The sequence below is a fragment of the Aetokthonos hydrillicola CCALA 1050 genome (assembly GCF_017591665.1).
GTDB lineage: Bacteria > Cyanobacteriota > Cyanobacteriia > Cyanobacteriales > Nostocaceae > Aetokthonos > Aetokthonos hydrillicola.
In genome coordinates, this window is the sequence record NZ_JAAKGC010000066.1 from 16,420 (window position 1) to 37,731 (window position 21,312).

The 21,312-nt window shown below is 40.3% G+C and carries 16 protein-coding genes; 3 read left to right on the forward strand and 13 right to left on the reverse strand.

Annotated elements, in window-relative coordinates; all coding sequences use genetic code 11:
• Positions 1-275: 275 nt before the first annotated feature.
• From G4P69_RS25845 to G4P69_RS25885, 9 genes are all read right to left on the reverse strand, one after another.
• Positions 276-833: a YqeG family HAD IIIA-type phosphatase gene (locus G4P69_RS25845; protein ID WP_208342317.1), complete on the reverse strand. Its 558-nt coding sequence runs from the start codon at positions 831-833 to the stop codon at positions 276-278.
• A 185-nt stretch (positions 834-1,018) separates the two neighbouring features.
• Complete coding sequence (locus tag G4P69_RS25850) at positions 1,019-1,591, reverse strand: DUF3727 domain-containing protein (RefSeq protein WP_208342319.1); 573 nt, start codon at positions 1,589-1,591, stop codon at positions 1,019-1,021.
• Between the two features lie 145 nt (positions 1,592-1,736).
• Positions 1,737-2,159 (reverse strand): Holliday junction resolvase RuvX, encoded by a 423-nt coding sequence (gene ruvX / locus G4P69_RS25855; RefSeq protein WP_243902437.1) that lies wholly within the window; start codon positions 2,157-2,159, stop codon positions 1,737-1,739.
• A gap of 225 nt (positions 2,160-2,384) precedes the next feature.
• Entirely contained in the window at positions 2,385-3,629 is a 1,245-nt protein-coding gene (locus G4P69_RS25860) for a GNAT family N-acetyltransferase (protein ID WP_208342321.1), read from the reverse strand.
• A 246-nt stretch (positions 3,630-3,875) separates the two neighbouring features.
• Positions 3,876-4,076: a hypothetical protein gene (locus G4P69_RS25865; RefSeq protein WP_208342323.1), complete on the reverse strand. Its 201-nt coding sequence runs from the start codon at positions 4,074-4,076 to the stop codon at positions 3,876-3,878.
• 310 nt (positions 4,077-4,386) lie between these two features.
• Complete coding sequence (locus tag G4P69_RS25870; RefSeq protein ID WP_310834507.1) at positions 4,387-4,605, reverse strand: hypothetical protein; 219 nt, start codon at positions 4,603-4,605, stop codon at positions 4,387-4,389.
• A 239-nt stretch (positions 4,606-4,844) separates the two neighbouring features.
• Positions 4,845-5,915 (reverse strand): LOG family protein, encoded by a 1,071-nt coding sequence (locus tag G4P69_RS25875; protein WP_208342326.1) that lies wholly within the window; start codon positions 5,913-5,915, stop codon positions 4,845-4,847.
• 391 nt (positions 5,916-6,306) lie between these two features.
• Positions 6,307-6,642, reverse strand: coding sequence for a thioredoxin (trxA, locus tag G4P69_RS25880; protein ID WP_208342333.1), 336 nt, complete (start codon positions 6,640-6,642; stop codon positions 6,307-6,309).
• A gap of 410 nt (positions 6,643-7,052) precedes the next feature.
• Positions 7,053-8,216: a GuaB3 family IMP dehydrogenase-related protein gene (locus G4P69_RS25885; protein WP_208342339.1), complete on the reverse strand. Its 1,164-nt coding sequence runs from the start codon at positions 8,214-8,216 to the stop codon at positions 7,053-7,055.
• Between the two features lie 464 nt (positions 8,217-8,680).
• On the opposite strand from G4P69_RS25885, the gene G4P69_RS25890 reads away from it, so the two are divergent.
• The 3 genes from G4P69_RS25890 (at position 8,681) to G4P69_RS25900 (ending at position 13,876) form a co-directional block, all read left to right on the forward strand.
• Positions 8,681-11,083 (forward strand): endonuclease MutS2, encoded by a 2,403-nt coding sequence (locus G4P69_RS25890; protein ID WP_208342341.1) that lies wholly within the window; start codon positions 8,681-8,683, stop codon positions 11,081-11,083.
• 461 nt (positions 11,084-11,544) lie between these two features.
• A complete protein-coding gene (locus G4P69_RS25895) occupies positions 11,545-12,150 on the forward strand; it encodes a DUF3038 domain-containing protein (RefSeq protein WP_208342343.1) in 606 nt (201 codons plus the stop codon).
• Between the two features lie 55 nt (positions 12,151-12,205).
• Positions 12,206-13,876: a DUF4335 domain-containing protein gene (locus G4P69_RS25900; RefSeq protein WP_208342345.1), complete on the forward strand. Its 1,671-nt coding sequence runs from the start codon at positions 12,206-12,208 to the stop codon at positions 13,874-13,876.
• Positions 13,877-14,033: 157 nt separating this feature from the next.
• Here G4P69_RS25900 and G4P69_RS25905 read toward each other — a convergent pair whose 3' ends face one another.
• The 4 genes from G4P69_RS25905 to G4P69_RS25920 form a co-directional block, all read right to left on the reverse strand.
• On the reverse strand, positions 14,034-14,681 hold the full coding sequence (locus G4P69_RS25905; protein ID WP_208342347.1) for an OmpA family protein: 648 nt from the start codon (positions 14,679-14,681) through the stop codon (positions 14,034-14,036).
• Between the two features lie 40 nt (positions 14,682-14,721).
• Positions 14,722-16,266 (reverse strand): MotA/TolQ/ExbB proton channel family protein, encoded by a 1,545-nt coding sequence (locus G4P69_RS25910; RefSeq protein ID WP_208342352.1) that lies wholly within the window; start codon positions 16,264-16,266, stop codon positions 14,722-14,724.
• A gap of 72 nt (positions 16,267-16,338) precedes the next feature.
• The gene (locus tag G4P69_RS25915; RefSeq protein WP_208342353.1) at positions 16,339-19,596 is read right to left on the reverse strand and encodes a tubulin-like doman-containing protein; all 3,258 of its coding nucleotides are present in this window, start codon (positions 19,594-19,596) and stop codon (positions 16,339-16,341) included.
• Positions 19,597-19,612: 16 nt separating this feature from the next.
• Entirely contained in the window at positions 19,613-20,758 is a 1,146-nt protein-coding gene (locus G4P69_RS25920) for a VWA domain-containing protein (RefSeq protein ID WP_208342354.1), read from the reverse strand.
• Between the last annotated feature and the right edge of the window lie 554 nt (positions 20,759-21,312).

Genomic DNA, 21,312 nt, shown 5'->3' on the forward strand with positions numbered 1-21,312 from the left:
AAAAATTTGGGTGTTCCTAGAATGAACGTATAAATTTTGTCTTACTTGTGGATGAATAAAGGGGCGAAATTAATTCTGAATTCTGACTCCTGTCTCCTGACTCCTTCTTTAACATAAAGCGCCAACCTTCTATAAATTGAAGGTTGACGCTTTACAAATTTATATGTACTTGTTATTTGCTTGGGTCTTTATTTTGCTTGACCCCATGTTATTTATACTTACAATAATCTCAGACTTTTGAATCAATCGAATTATTTTTAATCTTTTCTTAACCTTTACTTTCCTAGCTTTTTGTCAAGCTTTGTGAACCTTCGTTTCTTAGGAGTAATAGAAGCGCCTAAAATTTCGGACGCCCAAACTTCAAAGTTCCGTATAGGGTGAGAACGAAGAGCTACGTCTGGGTGCATGATAGGTTCGACCAATATTGTAAACATGCCCAGACGGTTACCGGCTATGATATCTGTAAATAAGCGATCGCCCACCATAGCGACTTGATTTACTGGCAGGTTCATCATTTTTAGTGCTGCCCTTAGTTTACGACGGGATGGTTTTGCAGCACCTAAGAAGTAAGGTAAGTTAAGAGAGCGGGCAATTCCACCGATACGAGCTTCACTCAAGTTATTACTTACTAACCAAAGCTCTGTACAAGAGCGGATTTCTTCTACCCATTGTCGCAATTCAACCGAAGCCGATGCTACTCTTACTGGTACTAAAGTTTCATCCACATCTAACACCAGCCCTTTGAGTTCGTATTTTTTTATAATCTCTGGTGTAAGGTTCAACACTGAACCCTCCAAAATCAAGTCAGGCTGTAAGATATTGTTCCATCCCATGGTCAATTATTCGGAGAATGTGACATTCCCCAGACTCAAGTCAAGGGGATTGTTAAGACTTTTGCACTGCCTTCGTCAGAATAGTTAAAAATTTCTGCTAAAAGTCCGTGCTCGTCGAAAAGTTCAAAATTCTTTGCGCCACATCAAAATTCTAATTTTTAATCGTGGCTTTTGAATTTCTGTTTTTATTCGACTTCATTAAACAAATGCTCTTCTAACAGAGGCTGCACTTGACGAAACTCTTCTGGAGAGAGTAACTCTGGCTTACCTGATTTTGATATTCTGGCAAAGAATAGCAGGGGATCGAGGGGAGTGTAAATTGCATACTCTTGTTCTTCATGATAAAAGCTGGCTAGTAGCTGTAATTGCTCTGGCTCTAAATCAGCCCCTTCATCTTCAATTTCTAGGGTAAAAAGCTCTGATTCCTCTACTGGGGGTAACTCTCCAGCAACTGTTAGGGCATAAGCTGTATTATTAAGGATTAAGTTTTGTTCCGATAGCACGGCTTGGGCTATGCCAAAAATTTGGTCAATTACCGCATCATCTTCTACCAGAATAGCTTCTTCTTCTTCTTCCTCACCTTGCCAAGCAAAAATTTCTACAGGTGAATCAACAGGCAGAAGCAAAACGTATTCTTGTTCATCGACTGATAGCGAATGCTCAATGTAACATTCAAGTGTTCGTCCTTTATCATCCGTCAAGGTGATGGAACCTGCATGAGCATTATCATTTTCTTCGGGAAATTGAGGGGAAAACATAGCCGTCTTATGGGACTTTATAATTGCCAGCAACTGTGGAGATGTATTAACCACCTATTAAGAGGTTGAAAACAGTCAAGTAACAGTAAATCTGGCTTAAACAGTTTCAGAATATCATGCTAAATACTAGCATTATTCAGTGTACCTAACTGGGACTTTTATACTTTGTCCGTCTTGCATCCAACCATTGTTGTAAAATTAGGGATGCCGCTTTACGGTCAATTAACTCTTTATTACGGGATGGTGAACGTTTTTCAGCGATTAGCAACTGTTCTGCTTGAAATGAAGTTAATCGCTCATCTACATATTCCACAGGCAGGTTAAGAATTTTAGCAAGTCGGTTTGCAAACTTTTGCACTTGTTTTGCCTGAAATCCCACTGAACCATTCATTGAATAAGGCAATCCAACAACTAGTAATTGGACTTGGCGCTCATTAACCAGTTGTCTTATGACTTCCACGTCTTTTTCGTGGGACGTGCGCTCAATTGTGGTGAGTCCGGTAGCAATCAAGCCAGTGCGATCGCATCCTGCTACGCCAATGCGCTTGCTACCTACATCTAAGCCCAAAGCAGAGACAAATTGCTTAGACTGCTGCTTCTCTTTAGAGTGGGTAGGAACAAGGCTAACTGGGGAAAACGTGGGCGAAGATGATTCATGTACCACATTTTCATTTATTCGTTCATGTGTTGATTCATCAACGCCGTTCTCTCGTGGAACCTTAGAGTTTCCTCCAAGATTAGGCTGTATCACTACACGATTATCTTCGCCTTGTTCCTTTTCAAAAATCACACTCTACTCCTGCTGTGCGTCAACTTGTTCAGGCTGACAAGAGGCTTCTAGCTTGCTGTTGTTTCGAGAAAATGCACTATTGGTTTCTTTTGATTGATTAGTTTGTAATACTCTATCTTTAGAAACCTGCTGGGTTTTTTGAATCCATGACATACCCCCTGGTATGGGTTTATGTGCTGGTTGTAAACCTTGTAGCACTTCAGGCAATTGCATTCCTTCTAAGGAAACAAATTTAGACTCTCGAACCTTGTGCCATACTGAGCGAGACATGATTAATGTATGTTCTATCCTACTCGCCCCTATTTGCTCTAAATATTCTTCTCCTTCTGGCTGATAGTCCGCCGAAGTCAAATGTAAAGCTTGTTGGGGAAAATCTTGAGCGATCCGAGCGAGTTGAGATAGTAACTCCGGATACAGCCAAGTGTAAGCAGGGTGAACTGTCAATACTGCAAGATATGGCTCTTGGCCTTTTCTATTCAGGGTAATCTGAAAATAGCCGATTGCGGCTTTGCGTTGGGGTTCAAACACGTAGCCGCTTACTACTTCTGTTTTGGTTACCCACTGCTTTATAGCATCAGTTATGGCCCCCGTCAGACTAGTTTTGAAGTCTTGCGTTTGGCGGTCAAATACCTGTCGCACTAGAGGAGGCATTGACGCAGTATCTAGTTGATACAACAATTGAGCGTCAGCATTACTAACGGGTAGTAAATTTGGTAAGTCTGGCTCTGAGCGTGCCAACTCAGCTAGCAAATCTGATTTAATTTCCCAGTACGTCATTTCTGCTAGGCGTTGAAATCCGTTTTGCCGATAAAGTGCCAGCGCATCTGTGTCATTGACGTTTACTTCCAATATCCACGTACGAGCCTCCAAAATTGACTCAAAGCAATGACGCAAAAGTTGTGAACCTACCCCAAGCTTTTCAACAGAACGATCTAGCACTACATTTTCAACTCGCCACGTGGTGCGTGTGCGGTTAAAGGGTGAAACTCTAATCATTCCTAGAAGGATACGACCTTGTTCTGCTACATAAGCGCAAAACCTGTATTTTAATGGGTTAGGGAACCAACTCAAAAATTTCAGTAAGCCATACCACTGGCGTAGCCATTGCATTTGCCGTGTAACAACACTAGCTCCCTTGGGGGTGTGAGCTGCAAATGACTCTTGATATAGGCGCTCAATTCCGTCTAAGTCACGATGTTGGACTTGTCGGATGATAACGCTGAGATTTCGGGAAAGTAATGAAGTCATTTTCATTCAAGCCGCCATTCAGCCTTAAGTAACTGGGATATAGAGGAGCTGATGCAATCATCTTAACGGCTTTGTGTACTCTGCCATTAAGTCTGAAGGGTGATTTTTATATGTTTTTTATAACCGATTTTTTAAAAAACTTAAAAGCAGATTGCTGAGAACGCCTATTTATGGTTTTCCTGAGACAATCTGCTTTAAGTCTCTATTCTATTTTATATTTAACATTTATTTTACAGTTTTGAGCCTTTAAACGGCTTGTCGTGAGGCTAACTTTTCAAAATGAGCTTGGGTCTGATGGAGGAGTTGCTCTCGACTATCCTCAACAGATTGTCTTAGGGGTGGAACCAGATTACGAGCCTGCAGCGCCATATGAACTTGTAGATGGGCAACGTATTCGCTGAAATCTTCACGTACTACGTCTGCACTCATTAATACATTGGATTCCATTGCCACTTTATTCTCCTTGCGACTATAATTTTCTTTACTAACTTACATTACTGAAAATTATCATAATGTTGCGTTTATATGTTTAACTCGCAATGAAGTTTAACACTGACAACTCTACTGCCCCACAATTTGTGTCAAGGAGTACTTCAAGAGTTTCAAATGACTTCTCGTGCTACTTAGGTCTGTAGGGTTGGTTTTCCAAAAAACTCGTTTCAAGTACTACAAAAGGTAGTCTTGAGAATGTCTATCATCTCACAAATCTCGTGGGTAACCCCTCCTTGTCCAAACCATTATTTTTGGCTTGACCTAATTAGTAAGCCTGACGTGCGAGAGCTAAATCTCGAATCAGTGGTACTTTTAAAGTAATGTAATCATTGATGGTACTAATTTCTTCGCTGCTTAGCAGTGTCTTGTTGTTTAGCTGAGTCAGTAACTGTTGGATAAGATCTGCATCACTAAACTTGAGAAGGGTAGTGCTTTGAGTGTCTTCGACTATTGACCAGAAGTGACGTAGTATTGAAGAATTCACAGTATGTACCTCCATAGGTGTTCGCTCATTCTTAGCCTTACACCATATTACTATATTCAAGATTCTAAAGAAAAGATTAATTTTTATCTTATTTAATCAAATAGATAGAAAACTAAATATTCATGTAAAGGTTTGTATAGAAACCGCAAAAATTAAATACTGTGGGCATAGGGCATAGGGCAATGGTGATCTACTTGCTCCTGTGCTCCTGTGCTCCTGTGCTCCCTGCTAAGAGATCCCTACTTACGTTCCGGATGCGCTGTTTGTTGTAACGAAGGAGTACCCATTTTGTTAATTACTGAGATCATTTGGTACAAACGACCTAGATCCCGTTGATTAAAGTACAAAACTAAGCGAGGTAGTCCAACAGTCTCATCTTGGGTTTCTTGGGGCAATGCTTGACTTTTCTCAATTTGCCCAGTGACCAGAATATCGCCAAAATCAGTATTAAGTTGGTCTAACTCAGCGTCTGATATATCAGACTTAAGGCGAATCACTAAGCGATCGCCCACGTAGCGGCTAGAGTGATAAACTTGATAAAAATCGGTGATGGCATTACAAGCAACATCAAGATTATCTGTCACAGTGTAAAGGCTAGTGTCTTCGGGACTTACCAAACCTTTTTGCACCAGTTGTTTATCAATGTATTCGCTCCAAGAGCGCCAGTAATCACCACCAGAGTGATCAATTAACACCACAGGAACTGGACCAAACTTACCAGTTTGACTTAAGGTCATGCACTCAAAAGCTTCATCTTGTGTGCCAAAGCCGCCGGGGAATAATGCTATAGCATCACTTTCTTTGACAAGAAACAATTTGCGTGTGAAAAAATACTTGAAGTGAATGAGCTTAGGATCTCCTTCAATAACTGGATTTGCCTGCTGCTCAAAAGGTAACTGAATATTTAAGCCAAAGGAATTTTCTCGCCCAGCACCTTCGTGCCCTGCCTGCATAATTCCGCCACCACCACCAGTCATGACCATAAATCCCAATTGAGTAATGCGACTCCCAAAGTTAAGCGCCAACTGGTATTCTGGGGTTTCTGGTGATAAGCGAGCCGAACCAAATATAGTTACTTTACGAACATGTCGGTAGCGATAAAAGAGCTGGAACCCTTGCTCCATATCTGTTAGAGTGGCCGACAATATCTTCCAATCGAGACGATCAATTTCACTATCAGCCAGATGCACTATGGTAGCTAGTGCCTGTTTGATAAATTGCTGCTGTTTTAACGTTGGTAAGCGATCAATTAATTCCGCGAGATCTGCTTGTAACGACTCTAAGGTGTCAAACGACGCATGGGAGTTCATGTCAACTGCCGCCAAAATGGCATTCTATTGTATCTAGATTTTTAGTCCACAGGTTTTTGACAATAAAAAGCACCTTTGCTTACAACTAAACTAAGGCGCTGCTGACGGCAGTCCTCGCCAACCTGTGCGAATTGCGGGAAAATTTTATCTAGGCCTTGGTTATGCCAAGCCTAGACTGTTATCGAAAAATCATCCCGTATCCATTCCTTTTTATGGGTAGGATTCAGCTTAACTCGTCAAGCAAAACCATTCACATCTACGTAAAGCCTGGGCGTTACTAAAATACACCTTAACCAACAAACTTAAAAAGTTGTATAGAGGGGAGAAACTTTCGCCTCCTGGTTTATTTACAAATATTAACCCCAGGCTTACGTAAAATGATTACTTTTGCTTAATTAGAGGGCTGAAGATGCTTTTCCAAAGTGCTAGCTAATGTGGTTTTCGGTACTGCACCGACCACCATATCAACTTTTTGCCCACCCTTAAAAATCATTAATGTGGGGATACTGCGAATACCGTACTGACTAGCAACATTAGGATTTTCATCAGTGTTGACTTTTACTACCTTGATTTGACCGTCGTACTGAGCGGCGATTTCATCTACAACGGGAGCAACCATCCGACAGGGTCCACACCAAGGTGCCCAGAAGTCAACTAAAACAGGAACTTCACTATCGAGTACTTCCTGCTGAAAGGTAGAGTCCGTAACTTGTGCCGCTGGTGACATGCCTACAAACCTTTGCCTATAACTATTTTTGAGTCTGCTGAAAATTCTACCATAGCAAAAACCCAATGCTTGAAAGACAAGCATATATATTTGCAAATAGCTTTACAATTTATTAACGATCATTGGGTATTAAGGAACCGCCCAAACTAAGTTCGGGCGGAGTGTGGTGTGAGGAGTGAACGGAAACATGCGTCTCCGCTATCTCTATTGTAGGTCACAGATACGACTTTTCCAGTATTTCTTAAAGAGTCTGGAAAAATTTCTTTGGTTAGGGCATGGGGCATGGGGCATGGGGCATGGGGCATGGGGCATCGGGCATGGGGCATCGGGCATTGGGGTTTTAGACTAAGACTAATTCCTGCTCCCCTGCTCAAGAGCTCCCTGCTCAAGAGCTCCCTGCTCCCTCTCCCCTACTTACCCATACCCAGTTGTTGGGCTTTTTGGTAAACTTTGCCCTCTGTTAGGAGGGAAGGAGCAATGACAATTTCGACTTGTTGCATTTCTTTAATGTTTTTAGCCCCTAAAGTCCCCATACTTGTCTTTAAAGCTCCTAAAAGGTTATGAGTCCCATCATCGAGTTGTGCTGGTCCTTTAAGAATTTGCTCAAGAGTGCCAGTGGTAGCAACACGAATGCGAGTACCACGAGGCAAAACCGGGCTAGGAGTTGCCATCCCCCAATGATAACCTCGTCCTGGAGCTTCTGCGGCTCTAGCAAAGGGAGAGCCAATCATCACGCCATCAGCGCCACAAGCAATGCATTTACAAATGTCTCCACCAGTGATTAAACCCCCATCAGCAATAACTGGTACATAATTACCAGTTTCCTGATGATAATCGTCCCGTGCTGCAGCACAATCGGCGACTGCGGTTGCTTGTGGAACACCCACACCCAATACCCCGCGAGATGTACAAGCTGCACCTGGACCAATTCCCACTAGTATCGCAGCAGCTCCAGCTTTCATTAAATTTAAAGCCACCTCATAAGTCACGCAATTTCCCAAAACGACGGGAATTGGCATATCTCGGCAAAATTGTGCTAAGTCCAATGGCGTGATAGACTCAGGTGACAAATATGCTGTAGAAACTACTGTCGCTTGCACAAAAAATAAATCTGCCCCGGCTTTTGCTACAACTGATCCGTATTTGCTTGACGCCGCTGGGGTAGCACTTACCGCAGCAATCCCGCCAAGTTGTTTAATTTCCTGAATCCGTTGCGCAATTAAATCTGGTTTTATCGGTTCTGCATAAAGTTCTTGCATAAGAGGAACAAATTCCTCTTTTCCTACTGCTGCAATACGTTCTAATATAGGAGCAGGTTCAGCATAGCGAGTTTGGATACCTTCTAAGTTAAGAACACCCAATGCTCCCAACTGTGACAATTGCACAGCCATACGAACATCTACAACACTATCCATTGCACTGGCAATAATTGGGATTTCTCTCTCAATATTGCCAATACGCCATTTAGTATCAGCCAAACTTGGATCTAGTGTCCTATTACCAGGGACTAGAGCAATTTCGTCTATTCCGTAGGCTCTTCTAGCTGTCTTTTTGCACCCAATTTGAATATCCACGCTATTGTTCCCAAATCTGTTTAAGCTAGGTTATCAAATTGTGGAAGAGATTGGGAGCGGTTTTGAGCAACAAAGCCCATATTAACTGAATCGTTCAGCGCAAAATCTATCTATTGGGGGAGGAAGAGGGGGCTCTTAGCAGGGGGCAGGGGAAGCAGGGGGAGCAGGGGGAGATCTTGAGGCAGGGGAGGCAGGGGAGGAGAAATAAAGCTACCATCTAAAATAGGGAAAAACCTCACATTATAAGAGTTCTTTATTTTTACTTTTGCCTTGTTGTACAAGTTGAAGATTCAACAGGTTGAGCCCAGGATTGGTGATTCTGTATTAAGTATTGGGAAAGAACTTTTCCCCAGTCCCCAATCCCCAGTCCCCAATCCCCAATCCCCAGTCCCCAATCCCCAGTCCCCAATCCCCAATCCCCAATCCCCAGTCCCCAATCCCCAATCCCTTTTTTTATTGAAGCCTTGATCCAGTCTGAAACTTTAGAACTACTAGAATGGCATCGCCTTTGCCAGCATCTATCTACCTTTGCAGCAACTAAGCTGGGGGTAATTGCAGCAAGTCAACTACATATTTGTAACTCTCAATCAGAAAGTGAGCAGTTATTAGCGCAAACTAAGGAAGTTTATGAGTTAGAAAGCCGTCTGACTTCTGGATTGTCGTTTGACGGAATCCAAGATATTGGCGATTCGTTAGAGCGAGCAGAACGCCAAGGTGTTTTGGCAGCCGATGAACTGTTGGCGATCGCCACTACTCTCGCTGGTACAAGAAATCTACGCCGTGTTATTGATAACCAAAGCGATTTGGTCATCTTGAATGAGCTAGTTGCCGATTTACGGACTTATCCGGAACTAGAGCAAGAAATCCATCGCTGTATTGATGAGAGAGCCAAAATTACTGACCGTGCTAGCCAAAAACTCAGCGAAATCCGTATTGGGCTTCGGCAGTTACGTAGTCAAATAACTCAAAAATTACACAATATTTTACAGGCAAAAGCAGGCGCAGTTCAAGAACAGTTAATTACTCAACGAGGCGATCGCTTTGTAATTCCTGTGAAAGCGCCGCAAAAAGATGCTATCCCTGGTATTGTACACGATACATCTACTAGCGGTGCAACGCTCTATATAGAACCAAATTCTGTCGTACCATTAGGAAATCAACTACGACAACTCTTAAGGAAAGAGCAAGTCGAAGAAGAAGCTATTCGCCGCGCTTTAACAGAGCAAGTAGCGGAAGTAGTACTTGACTTAGAAAGATTGTTAGCGATCACCACAGCTTTGGATCTGGCAACTGCTAAGGCGCGTTATAGTTTATGGCTAGGAGCAAACCCTCCACGATTTATTAACCGCGAGGAAAACGAGAGCATTACTTTAAGGCAGTTGCGTCATCCACTCCTAGTATGGCAACATCAGCATGAACAAGGACCACAAGTGGTTCCTGTAGATTTGCTGATTCAGCCTCATATACGAGTAGTCACAATCACTGGACCAAACACTGGAGGTAAGACTGTAACTCTCAAAACTTTGGGATTAGCAGCATTAATGGCAAAAGTGGGTTTATTTGTTCCTGCTCGCGAACCAGTAGAATTACCTTGGTTTAACCAAGTGTTAGCAGATATTGGGGATGAACAATCCTTACAGCAAAGTTTATCAACATTTTCAGGGCATATCCGTCGTATTAGTCGAATTTTGGATGCTTTAGACTCAGAAAATGAGAATTTTGTCGCTGATTGCTCTTTAGTACTACTTGATGAAGTAGGGGCAGGAACAGATCCAGCCGAGGGTAGTGCTTTGGCGATCGCGCTGCTGCAATATTTATCTGTTCATGCCCAGCTAACTATGGCAACCACTCACTTTGGTGAATTGAAAGCTCTAAAATATCAAGATGAGCGGTTTGAAAATGCCTCTGTAGAGTTTGACGAAAGTACCCTTTCTCCTACATACCGTTTGCTATGGGGAATTCCTGGACGTTCCAACGCTTTGGCAATTGCTAGTCGCTTAGGACTAAAACAAGAAGTTGTGGAACAAGCAAAAACCCACATAGGAGGAGGAACAGACGAAGTAAACCAAGTGATTGCTGGGTTGGAAGCACAACGTCGTAGCCAAGAAGCTAAAGCTGCACAAGCACAAGATTTGTTACGTCAAGCCGAGAAATTCTACAAAGAAGTATCAGCAAAAGCCGTAGCATTACAGGAAAGAGAACAATCACTAAGAGCTTCACAAGAGTTAGCAGTCCAACAGGCAATATCTCAAGCAAGAAGTGAAATTGCTCAAGTCATTCGACGGTTACAACAAGGTACACCGACTGCCCAAGATGCTCAGCAAGCTACCAATGCTTTAAATAAAATCGCCGAAAAATTTATACCACCGCCACCACCAAAACAAAAAACAGGGTTTGTTCCCAAAGTAGGCGATCGCGTCCGTGTCCCAAAATTAGGGCAAACAGCAGAAGTCTTAACCGTTGCTGATGAAGATGGTGAATTAACCGTCCGCTTTGGGTTAATGAAAATGAAAGTGCTACTGGAAGATGTAGAATCCTTGGATGGTCAAAAAGCTGAACCAGTAGTAAAAGAAACCCGCACAACTAGATCTGAACCGAAGAACCTTGCTCCAGCAGTAACCCCAGCAATTCGTACATCTCAAAATACGGTAGATTTGCGGGGACGCCGAGTTGCTGATTCGGAATTGATTATAGATAAAGCAATATCGGAAGCAACAGGACCAATATGGATTATCCATGGTCATGGTACGGGTAAGTTACGACAAGGTGTTCACGCCTTTTTGCACCAGCACCCAAGAGTTAGCCATTTTGAACCAGCAGAACAAGCTGATGGAGGTACTGGTGTAACTATTGCACATATTAAATGAGGGCATGGGGCTCTTAAACAGTGAACAGTAAACAGTTATCAGTGTTCAGGGCGTATAGTGCAGCGTTTCGCATTCCGATAAACACAATACTCTTGACTGATAACTGACAACTGATAACTGATAACTGTTTAAGAGCCCCATTGCCCATAAATCTATACAAAAATTAAATCAGTTTGCCTGCTATAGTTTAAATTGAACAAGCAGCATGGTATTAAAATAATTAACGCCATTAATCAGACTTAATACTGTTTTCAAAATAAGTTTTCGTCATAAAGTTAAGACAAATAGCTTTGCTGTTCACCAACAAATGATAAAGGCTGTAGATACGTAGCTGCTTATTTGCGGGATTTTCCCTACTGTAGGGCGTATCAGCTCGCGGAGCGTCGGGAAACCAATCGGTGGTTTCAAAAGTCTGGTTTCAAAATAGGTAACAGCAACAGCCCTTACCAGCCTGATCACCTATGCTAAAAGCTATGTCCTCTGCCGCCAATTCACCCACTCCAATTTCCCAGTGGGATGATTTAACGAAGATCCCAGCTCCAAACGCAGTTCAGTGGGACAATATCAAAACCCAATTGGACTTAGTGTTGTTGGCGCTAGAAACGTTGACTGACATTGGCTCTGAAGCAATGCTACAAGCAGCAATTGACCTCAATTTAGAGTCAAAAGTGCCAGACCGTGTAGCGCTATGGCGACTGCGCCAGTCAAATCCTCTGCGTAAAGGTCAAGGAGGGCGAAAGAAACTCGATGTAGAAGAGGCGCGATCGCTTGTACTCATCATTTGCTACCTTGCCAAACAGCACCAAGAATTGATCCGCCGTGCTGTTGGGTTATTAGAACAGATGACGGAAAACAATCGTGAACCTCATCAAGCTGCAACACTTGGAGATTACATTGATGCTTTCTGCAACACCTACCAAGAACGGATGGAAGAGGACGCAACAATCTCTACGGATGAATTGACTCACCTGGCACTAAAACTGCTAATAGATCTGCTTTTTTACAGTGGTCCAGGTGGACACCGCCGTCTTTGGCTAGCACTCATCGACCGTTCAACTAAATTTTAGATTTTAGATTCGTAGATCCAAAATCCAAAAATATATTCTGCTTGCAGTTCTTGCCATGCCTATATCAAATCACGTGATTCGTCGGTATACACCGCCCACTTGCTCATTAGAAATCTTGGCGCAAAAGTCTGGGCTATCTCGCTGGATGGGAAAATCTGTCCTGAAGCAGCTTCAGTTTGAGCTTCGCTTTGACGATCCACAGCTACCAGAAGAACAAAGGATCACAATACGAGGCGAACACGATCAGCTTGAAGCTTTATATACAGCGGTAACAAACTACGTTCAACAATTACTTGAGCAGTCACCCGAAAGTTTATGGGGGGGTTTGTCGAAACCAACATACTTAAACAACACAGTTGATGGTTCTCAAACACAACCATTTAACACCTACACTGAACCACCTACCGCTATCGGTCCTTTTAGCACAAAAATACCAGAGACAGAGATACGAATCCAACCGAGTCATTATTTAACGCACAAGCTTTTTTTCGGTTCCTTAGCAAATGAAACATCTGGACAAGAAATTCAGCTATCTTTACTACAATTATTTGATTTAGCAAGTGCTCTAGACGAATACTCATCTGAATCCTTAGCATTACCAGCTATCAACAGCCAAAGAGCTAGCTCTGGCTTCCCTGCTTGGGCACCTGTTGCAGCAGTGCTAGTGTTGGCGGCAGGTTTAACACCAATCACTTGGCAATATGCACAAAATGCTAGGCTGAAGCAACAGACGGCAAAAAAATCGACTTCGCTACCAGAGAAAATAGCTGTAGCACCATCGCCTTCACTGAATTTGCTACCAATACCAACGTTATCAGCATCTCCAGCGCTGACACCTCCGGATAGTATACTATCGCAGCCAAATACATCTGTGCCTTTGCCTGGCACTCCTTTACCTCCACCACCTTCCACTTTGCCAACAACGTCTTCCAAAACTAGTCTTCCCTTAACTGCACAAATATCCCCCAATTCCACTCTTGCCAAAGGCTCAATACCATCTGCTGGAAGCACACTGAAAATACCAGGAACCACAACGTTTCCAAGTCTTTCAGTTCCCAAGAACACAGCACCCCTCACCCTAGAAACCCCACAAATTTCTTTGATACCTACTTCCAAAAAGAATGGTACTGGGTTAAGTTCTAAGGAAAACTCACAAATTTCTCTGTTACCTACTTTAAAGAACAATGGTACTGGGTCAGTGTCTAACCAAGGAATTTCTTCCAACGGGATACCACCATTAAACAGTAATGGCAGCACCTATCCTGGTGAGCCAACAACAGACGCGCGATCGCTGAATACCATACCTAGTAATTTAAGAAGTCCTTCTGGCATTAACCCCACTAAGTACCAGCAAAGTGCTAAAGAGGGTTCATTACTTGCAAGACTCAGAGCAATGCGCCGCAATGCCTCTACAGAGGTTGCTGCTAATAATGGTACACTGTTCGACACAGCCCAAGTGGCTCAAGCTAGAGACTACTTTAAACAACACTGGAAACCACCGGCAGACTTAAAGCAAACAATACAGTACAGTTTGTTAATAGGTGTTGACGGTACAATTGAGCAAATTTTGCCTCTGGGAAAAGCAGCAAGAGACTACATTGATCGTTCTGGAATACCTTTAATTGGGGAACCGTTTGTGTCTCCAAATAAAAATGGGCAAGCTGTTATCATCCGTGCTGTCTTAAGTCCTGATGGAAAAGTACAGACATTTCCAGAGACGAAATAAACTTGTAACTGCTCAAGGATCTGGGGAATCGTTCATTGACAAGCTTCAGATTGAGCAAAATCGTTCTTGTTGTGGTAGTCCACCCTGATTTATTGAGCGGTTACAAATAAACAGATATTTATAGGCATTGACCTGTGTTGACAATCTAGATTGCCCACTACACTTTTTGCGCTTCACCTGAGCGCGTAAAGCGAATCTCAATCCGGCGTCTTTCAACTTCTGGCTGACGTTTCTGTGGAATCGGGGCAAACCCCGCATTTGGTGGTAATATTAGTTGTGCAGCTGAATAAGCTCGGAACTTAATTCCCCGCATTCTACCCTGTTGCTGCTGTATTTTTAGCAGTTCCTTTACTACTGCGAGGGAACGCATCAAACCTAAATCAGCATTTGAGCCAGCTTTGAGAATGCTTACTGAACCTTGGCGACTAGCTGCTGCTTCTAAATTAGTGTCTAAATTGCTGGCTGCACTACCAACAAGTTGTCCATCAGTGTGACCAATAACTTCAACTGTGTCTATTGTGTACTCCTTTGTGTTTTTTTCAATTGCACGCACAATTTTATTATTGATATAATTCGACATTTCTGGAGAAATTACTGCACTTCCTGGAGCAAATCTATGCTCTTCATCTGAAATAGCGATATATGGTGGTGGACCCGTCTTTTTCATTTGGGGTGTTGCATATCTAATATTAGCTATGAAAAGTAGTAGTAACAGTATCATGAAAGCATTGGACATTAAATCTGTAAAAGCTGTCCAGATATTTAACTCCTCATAGTAATCAGTATTTCTTGAACGGCGTGCCATGATATTAAATTTAAAATTTCAATAATCTAAACTCAATAAATTACAGTTTTTTCCCTTGCTTTTCTATTTCCGGTGTCAGCTTATCAATCTCATTCCTTGTGTTATTTAAATTTTGACTCAGTTTCTGTAATTCACTAATTAATGTTTTTAGTCCTTGCTGATTGATATTTGTTTGTTTAGCCATTTCTTTAGAGATTAGGCTACTCATATTTTGATACTCTTCACTTATTGTAATCAAGCGTTCACCTAAAGAATCAATTGATAAATTCATCTGCAATGTCTGATTTTTCTCTACTTCTACTAACTGCTTAAGAATAGTTTCTACTTTGCTTAAACTATCTGATTTCTTCGTGATTTCTTCTTCTAATTGCTTAAGTTTTTCAATTGCTTTTGAGAAGCTTTGAGCGCCTTGATTGAGTTTGGGAATAATTTCGCCGAGATAATTTTGATTGTCTCGATGCAAGCTTAAAACTTCAATAGAAGTTTGATTAACCGTTTTAATATCTATTCCTAATGTAGTTATTTCTTGACTGCAACGCTGAATTTCAATTATTGCTGTTTCAATCAATTGAGTAGTTTTAGCTAAACTTTCAGCAGACTGGGAAAATTTACCTTGTATAACAGTCAAATCAGCAATTGTTGCTGATAATTTATGAGGAAATTGGCTTTTTTCAAAAATTTCAGCAGACTCTTTAAAGATATAAGAGCTTCTATCCATTTCTGTAATGGTATGCTTAAATTCATTAGCAGCACTAGATATAGTCCCAGCTGATACGGTAAATCTTTCATAAACTTGCTTGGCTAAAGCTGTGGCTTCTTTATTACCGTCAGCAATTTGTTTCGCCACACTTCCTATAGATTTTTCAACCGCCTCACGCACTGTAAAACCGAATCTATTTAAAAACTGCTCCTGCTGCGATACCATTCTATTGACAATTTTGTCCAAGCGAGTGTCACCCTGTACTTGAGGATGATAAATGTTATCTAAGTAATCTTCTAGAGAACTAATGAGTTTGTACTTTGCAATAGTAGTATTTTTAAACCAGTTAAATAGTGTTAGCAAAGCACTGAAGAGTATTCCAGCTAAACTGGTAATGAAAGCAGTACTCATACCTTGCAATGCGGTCTTTAATTTATCAAAAAGAAGCTTTAATTCTTCAGATGAAACAGCACCAGCAGGGTTATTTTGATCAATTGTTGGATAAATTGCTGATAAATTAATTGTAATACCTAAAACAGTTCCGAATAAGCCAAAAGCTAGAAGTAAATTGGGAAGAATGCGACAGAAGTAATCAATTTGTTCGCAAGTAAATCCTCTAACTTTTTCTCGGTTATACAATTGGTCTATTAATGCAGATGTGTTAATATTATCTAATTGTCTACTAGCTTGGCGAAATCTTACTTCCAATTTTTCTATTATTTTAGGTTTTTCTCCAGGTGAGTTTTCATGAATTAACCTTTGTACTCTATCTTCTAAAAAGACCAGATGTTGATAGAGTGCTGAGCGATAAGAAATAGCAACGAAAAATGGAAGAATAACAAATACAAGAATGAGAAGAGATAAGTGTATTGGAACTGATGGCATGAAACTAAGTTGTGAGTGTGTGAAAATAGATTTATTCCTGATAGTTTGGTATTAACCAACCTATAAAAGAGGCTATAGAGGGTATTTCTCTAAAATCTCTTGTCTTAAACGCTGGTACTCTTCATCAGTAATTACGTCATCATCTAAATCCTGTTTTAGACGTTCCAACTCTAGACGCCGTTTTGTTCTATTATCAGTAGATTCTCCAGAAGGATGATCGACCACTATTTCAGCTGCAATAGCTCTTGGAATTACTGAACTTTGTTGCGTTGCGAGTTTTTGATTTTGAGAGATGTTAAACCGTTGATCCATTTTTCTGCGGAAACGATTAATAATTCCCTCTTGAAATATAGAGTCTGTAATTACGGAAGTTCCAACTACTGCTGCTTTGTAGGGATAATTAGGACTGTCTTCTGGTAATTCATCGACTTCCCTGACAAACTCCCTTAGTTTAGGTAAATATTCGTTGTTCCAGAGTTCAGGTTGTTGATCTATTGCATCAATTTTATCATTTAAAAGTTTTTGCAAAGCTTCAGTCATATCTTTACGTTTAGCTAGCTCCTCCAGTGCTTGGCTCCATTCTGGACTTAAAGAAGCAGTGCTAGAAAAATCGCGCAATGAATCATGATACTGAAACTCCAATTGTTGATTTTCTGGATTTTTTTGTAATAATCTCAAGGCTATAGAAGGATAAAAAATATCCTCTAACTCTTCCATTTTTTTTGCATCAGGCGGGATAATGTCAGGAAAGGAGGCGTTATAGTCGTTATGAAGAAAAGAACCAGAAGAATTGTGTTCACGCAAGTAGGGATTCCTCATTTTTTCAAGACCACTAATTAGTCTGAGAGGAAACCCAGCATATTCACTCACAATTACAATTTCATCATCAGATTGCGTTGCTTTTAAAACACTCGGTTCAATTCCTAATTCTTGTTCTAGTAAGTTTTTAAATTGTCGTACCTCTGATTCATCTGTGTCCTTAAAGCCGATTAATGTACTACCTTTAGCTGGATCGTCACGAAAATAAGGATCGCTTAGGTTAAGTGGTAACAAGGGTTTAGCTTCCTGCATAATTTGCGCTAAACGAGTTGAACGCACTGCTAAATACTTTTCCATAAAGCGCTTAATGACAGAATTAACAATGTTAGTACTCCGAGAAGCAAATAATTTATCAACATTAAGATCAATTTCTTTTTGCAACTCGTTTGGATCAGTGTATTCTCTATCTATAAAACTTACTAAAGAGCCTCTCTTATCAGTTTGTGTTGTAATTGTGGAGCTTACTAATATAAACTGGCGACGTAAGTCATCTTCTGGTAAAATAGTTTGATAGCAGCGTTCAATATCCTCACTATCAAATATTGCTTCACCGCTCATTTCGTCAAAATTCAATTGTTGTAACTCTTGATCTTGCTTCTCATAGAAATTTTGTAAGTCTTCCAATACACTGCTAAAAGCAGCAACTTGAGTTGCTCGATCTTGAACATGTCGTTGCAGATTATGAACAATCTTTAATGCTTCTTGAACAACTGTTACTTCGAAATTGTGCTGAATAATTTTGCAGACTTCTTGAACTGCTTTTTTAGCTTCATCTTGAAATTGGCTATTTTTATTATTGAAAACAGGTATTCCGCCTTTTTGTTCAATATCCTCAATTATTTGTTCAGCATCTCGCGATTTTTTTTCTAAATCCTCTAAGATTTTTACTCCCCCATAATCAGTAATTTTATCTTGCAGATTTAGTTGATAATTATGCAATTCATGTCGCAAACCATCTAGCCAATTACGAGTACTTCTAATAGAAAAATTAGCATCAGCAGGCGTAAGTAATTGACTTAGATAATCATCAATATGAGTCTTGAGTTCCTTAGTGATATTTGGAGAGTTCTGTAGCAGTCTTGTTAGCCAAATTCCCCTAGTACTCTCGGTTTCGCCTGGCTGGACTTTGCGAAATTGTTCTCTAAATTCTCTAGGTAATTGTCCGCGAATATCACTGCGGCTCTCACGATTTTTACACTCTGAAATTTGACGTTCTAACTTATTTCTCCATTCACTGATACTTTTACTAAAAGTCTTGCTGCTCTCTTGAACTGATTCGGCTAATTTTGTATTAAAATTATCCTTGTTTTCTAAGTCGTTATGCCAGTGATATTGAATGAGGAATTGCTCAATTAATTTTAAGGGATCTGGACTTTGACCTTTGCCGTTTAACCAGAATTTTACTAACTCTAAACTAACGCGTCTTAGAGCAATTTGTACAATAGTATCACGAGGAAAATAAATAGCTGCTAATCCAAATGTTAGATAACGCTGGCTATTTGGACGTGGGTGCTTATCGTACTGAATAAGGTGTTGTAGAAAATTGTCTCTACTACCTTTTATGGCAGGTGCTAATTCACTGGAAAAATCTAGAGCAATCTTATGAGCAATAACATTGCATAGCTTACCTTGTCCAAGTATTGAATATTCACCTATCGTTTGACTAGATACTAAATAAGTGTAGTCGAATGGTGGACGCTGTTCTTGGATAAAAGCTAAATTTTCGAGGTCATAAACTGCTTCAAATTTTGTACCTGGTGTGCTGTAATAATTTAATTCTTTGAGAGCAGCATAAGTATTAGCACTCATAATTGGAGCGTTTCCATACAGTTCTGGGCTAATTACCAAATACCCGAAAATTTTGGCGCTTTGATCACTATAAAGATATCTCAGAGCATAAGCAACATCCAAAAACATCCCGCTACCTGTACCACCACAAAGAGAACCGACAACAAAAATACTCAGTCCAGGTTCAACTCTTAAACCAGATTTGAGCAATAAAGAATCATGTCCTCTAGTGCGTCTTTCAGCGGTTTCAATCGCTGTTTTAATCTTTTTATAATTATGAAAAAAAGCTAGCCTACCAACAGGTCTAATACCTTTAGCACCTTCCTCAATTGCTTTAATATTTCGTAATAGTTGTGGTGGAAACCATCTTGCAATATGGTCATATGGACCATGGCGAGTATATTCTGAGCGTCGCTCCAATCCCTGGACAAACATAGTAACTTCGTTGGAGGACATTGTGGCACTGACTTTTTCTGCTTCTTTAAAACTGAGGTCAACACCATGATAGGTACTCCCTGTACGAATACCAGTCACTTGCATTCCTGCTTTATCGGTGTCAATGTGAACAAAACTTACAATTGGGAGGTTGCTTAAATCTCCATAGCGGTCGACGATTAACCGCCGAATTCGCATTAAAAAATCTTTTCCAGTTCCACCTAAACCTATACAAATTGTACGGTTAATTCCTCTATACTGGAGGTTTTTTACATTTGATTGGTTCATGATTCATTTTTAAAGACTATTTTTTTACTTTGATATTAATCTCGTAATCACGATTACGAATATCTGGACAATTTAGCCGAAAGCTAAGTCTGTCTATGAGAGTACGTGAGGTAACCTTTTTTCCGTTATAATAAATTGTGGTCGCATCATTATTTGGTACTAAATAAAGTTTCTCACCTTTTCGCTCTAAATATGCTCTAACTTCTCTGCCTGGACAGTCAATAGAATCATGACAAGTTGAATCATACTCACCAATTGCTATCCTTTTATTATTTGGTAGGCTACATCTTTGATCTTCTGGTTTTTGTGTTGCTTCAAAAGAAACTGTCAAATTCCATTTTTTTTTCAAACGATGAAATTTTGCCGCTAATAAAATAATACCTATTAATATGAAGAATAAAATTAACCCATGTAGCCATAATTTCCTCATTAAATAAGGGTTAACTAGACAAGTTACTTGAGCGCCTGGTGCTGGCGTACAAAATTCCTGAACTGTAGGAGCAATGTCCACCACAGTTAGGTTATATTTTTGATTACTTTTAGTTTCAATTTGTAGTGTTCGTCTACTAATTGGAAGTACGTCAATCCAAGCTTTGCGCTGTTTACTTTCGGGTGATTGTGCATTCCGAAAAGGACTTTCAGCAGGAGTTTCTACCCATACTTGTGAGGTGATACCCGGTTGGGTAAATAGAGGAGCATCTGTAATCCAAACAATTGATTGCCGCTTGATAGGTCGATTTTCCTGTAATCGATTCTGATTTAACTGAGCAATACCTTGATAAATAGTTAACTCGGCTTGTTGAATATCTGTACCATAGAAATGTGGATCAGATTTTGGTATTTTATTTAAAATTTTGTCAATATTTTGTTGATTGTTACTGTTAAAATATAGAGGTTTACCTAAAGGATTAGTTTCTGATGCGTTATCATCTAAAGTTACATGTTGAGCAAAAGGAACAATATATACAGAATCTCCGGGCTTAAGGCTATCTTGAACTATCTGACTTAGACGTATGTGACCTTCATCATTTAATCCCACGCTTTCCGTTATATCAATTGCTAATACAATATCTCGTCCACCACCTAAAACCGAAACTGTATCTAAGCCGGTTTTTTGTACAGAAGTAAGCGGTTGTCCTGGAGTAACTCTTGTTAGTGTCACAAATTAGTTGTCCTATCAAATACTGTATAAAATTTTACTTATCGACCTAGCTATATTGTATCTATTTAGGGGAAATTGCCAGTCCTGGGTGTCTCACACCTTGCACGAAGAGAAATTGATCTAGTACTATCCAGTAGTAAAACAAAAGCCTTTATTTCACCATAAAAGTATAAAAAATATAGTCTTAATATCGTCTTATATGTATTATTTCTTAGAGGTTCATATTAACTCTTTATCCTTAATATAACTACTCCCGTAAAATGAAATCAGTCTCCGTATTTCTTTACAAAAGTTATTATAAAAACCCTCATCTTTATTAAAAAAATGATAAGGGTTTGAGTACAGTATATTATACATTTTTGGGTGTAATAAAAAGGAGTCAGGAGTCAGAATACAGAAGTCAGAATACATCACCCATAAAGGGATGGTGTTTCAGCACTCATTTTCAACCCCTCCGCACGTCTACAAGGGACGAGGTTTTAACCAAAAACTTCATTCTGACTCCTGGCTCCTGACTCCTGAATTCTTCTTCATAAATTCTGTCTGATTACTTA

Excerpts from the sequence above, each read along its gene's own strand:
- G4P69_RS25845 (WP_208342317.1), bottom strand. The coding sequence starts at position 833 with ATGGGATGGAACAATATCTTACAGCCTGACTTGATTTTGGAGGGTTCA.
- G4P69_RS25850 (WP_208342319.1), bottom strand. The coding sequence starts at position 1,591 with ATGTTTTCCCCTCAATTTCCCGAAGAAAATGATAATGCTCATGCAGGT.
- G4P69_RS25860 (WP_208342321.1), bottom strand. The coding sequence starts at position 3,629 with ATGACTTCATTACTTTCCCGAAATCTCAGCGTTATCATCCGACAAGTC.
- G4P69_RS25865 (WP_208342323.1), bottom strand. The coding sequence starts at position 4,076 with ATGGAATCCAATGTATTAATGAGTGCAGACGTAGTACGTGAAGATTTC.
- G4P69_RS25875 (WP_208342326.1), bottom strand. The coding sequence starts at position 5,915 with ATGAACTCCCATGCGTCGTTTGACACCTTAGAGTCGTTACAAGCAGAT.
- trxA (WP_208342333.1), bottom strand. The coding sequence starts at position 6,642 with ATGTCACCAGCGGCACAAGTTACGGACTCTACCTTTCAGCAGGAAGTA.
- G4P69_RS25895 (WP_208342343.1), top strand. The coding sequence starts at position 11,545 with ATGCTAAAAGCTATGTCCTCTGCCGCCAATTCACCCACTCCAATTTCC.
- G4P69_RS25900 (WP_208342345.1), top strand. The coding sequence starts at position 12,206 with ATGCCTATATCAAATCACGTGATTCGTCGGTATACACCGCCCACTTGC.
- G4P69_RS25905 (WP_208342347.1), bottom strand. The coding sequence starts at position 14,681 with ATGGCACGCCGTTCAAGAAATACTGATTACTATGAGGAGTTAAATATC.
- G4P69_RS25910 (WP_208342352.1), bottom strand. The coding sequence starts at position 16,266 with ATGCCATCAGTTCCAATACACTTATCTCTTCTCATTCTTGTATTTGTT.
- G4P69_RS25915 (WP_208342353.1), bottom strand. The coding sequence starts at position 19,596 with ATGAACCAATCAAATGTAAAAAACCTCCAGTATAGAGGAATTAACCGT.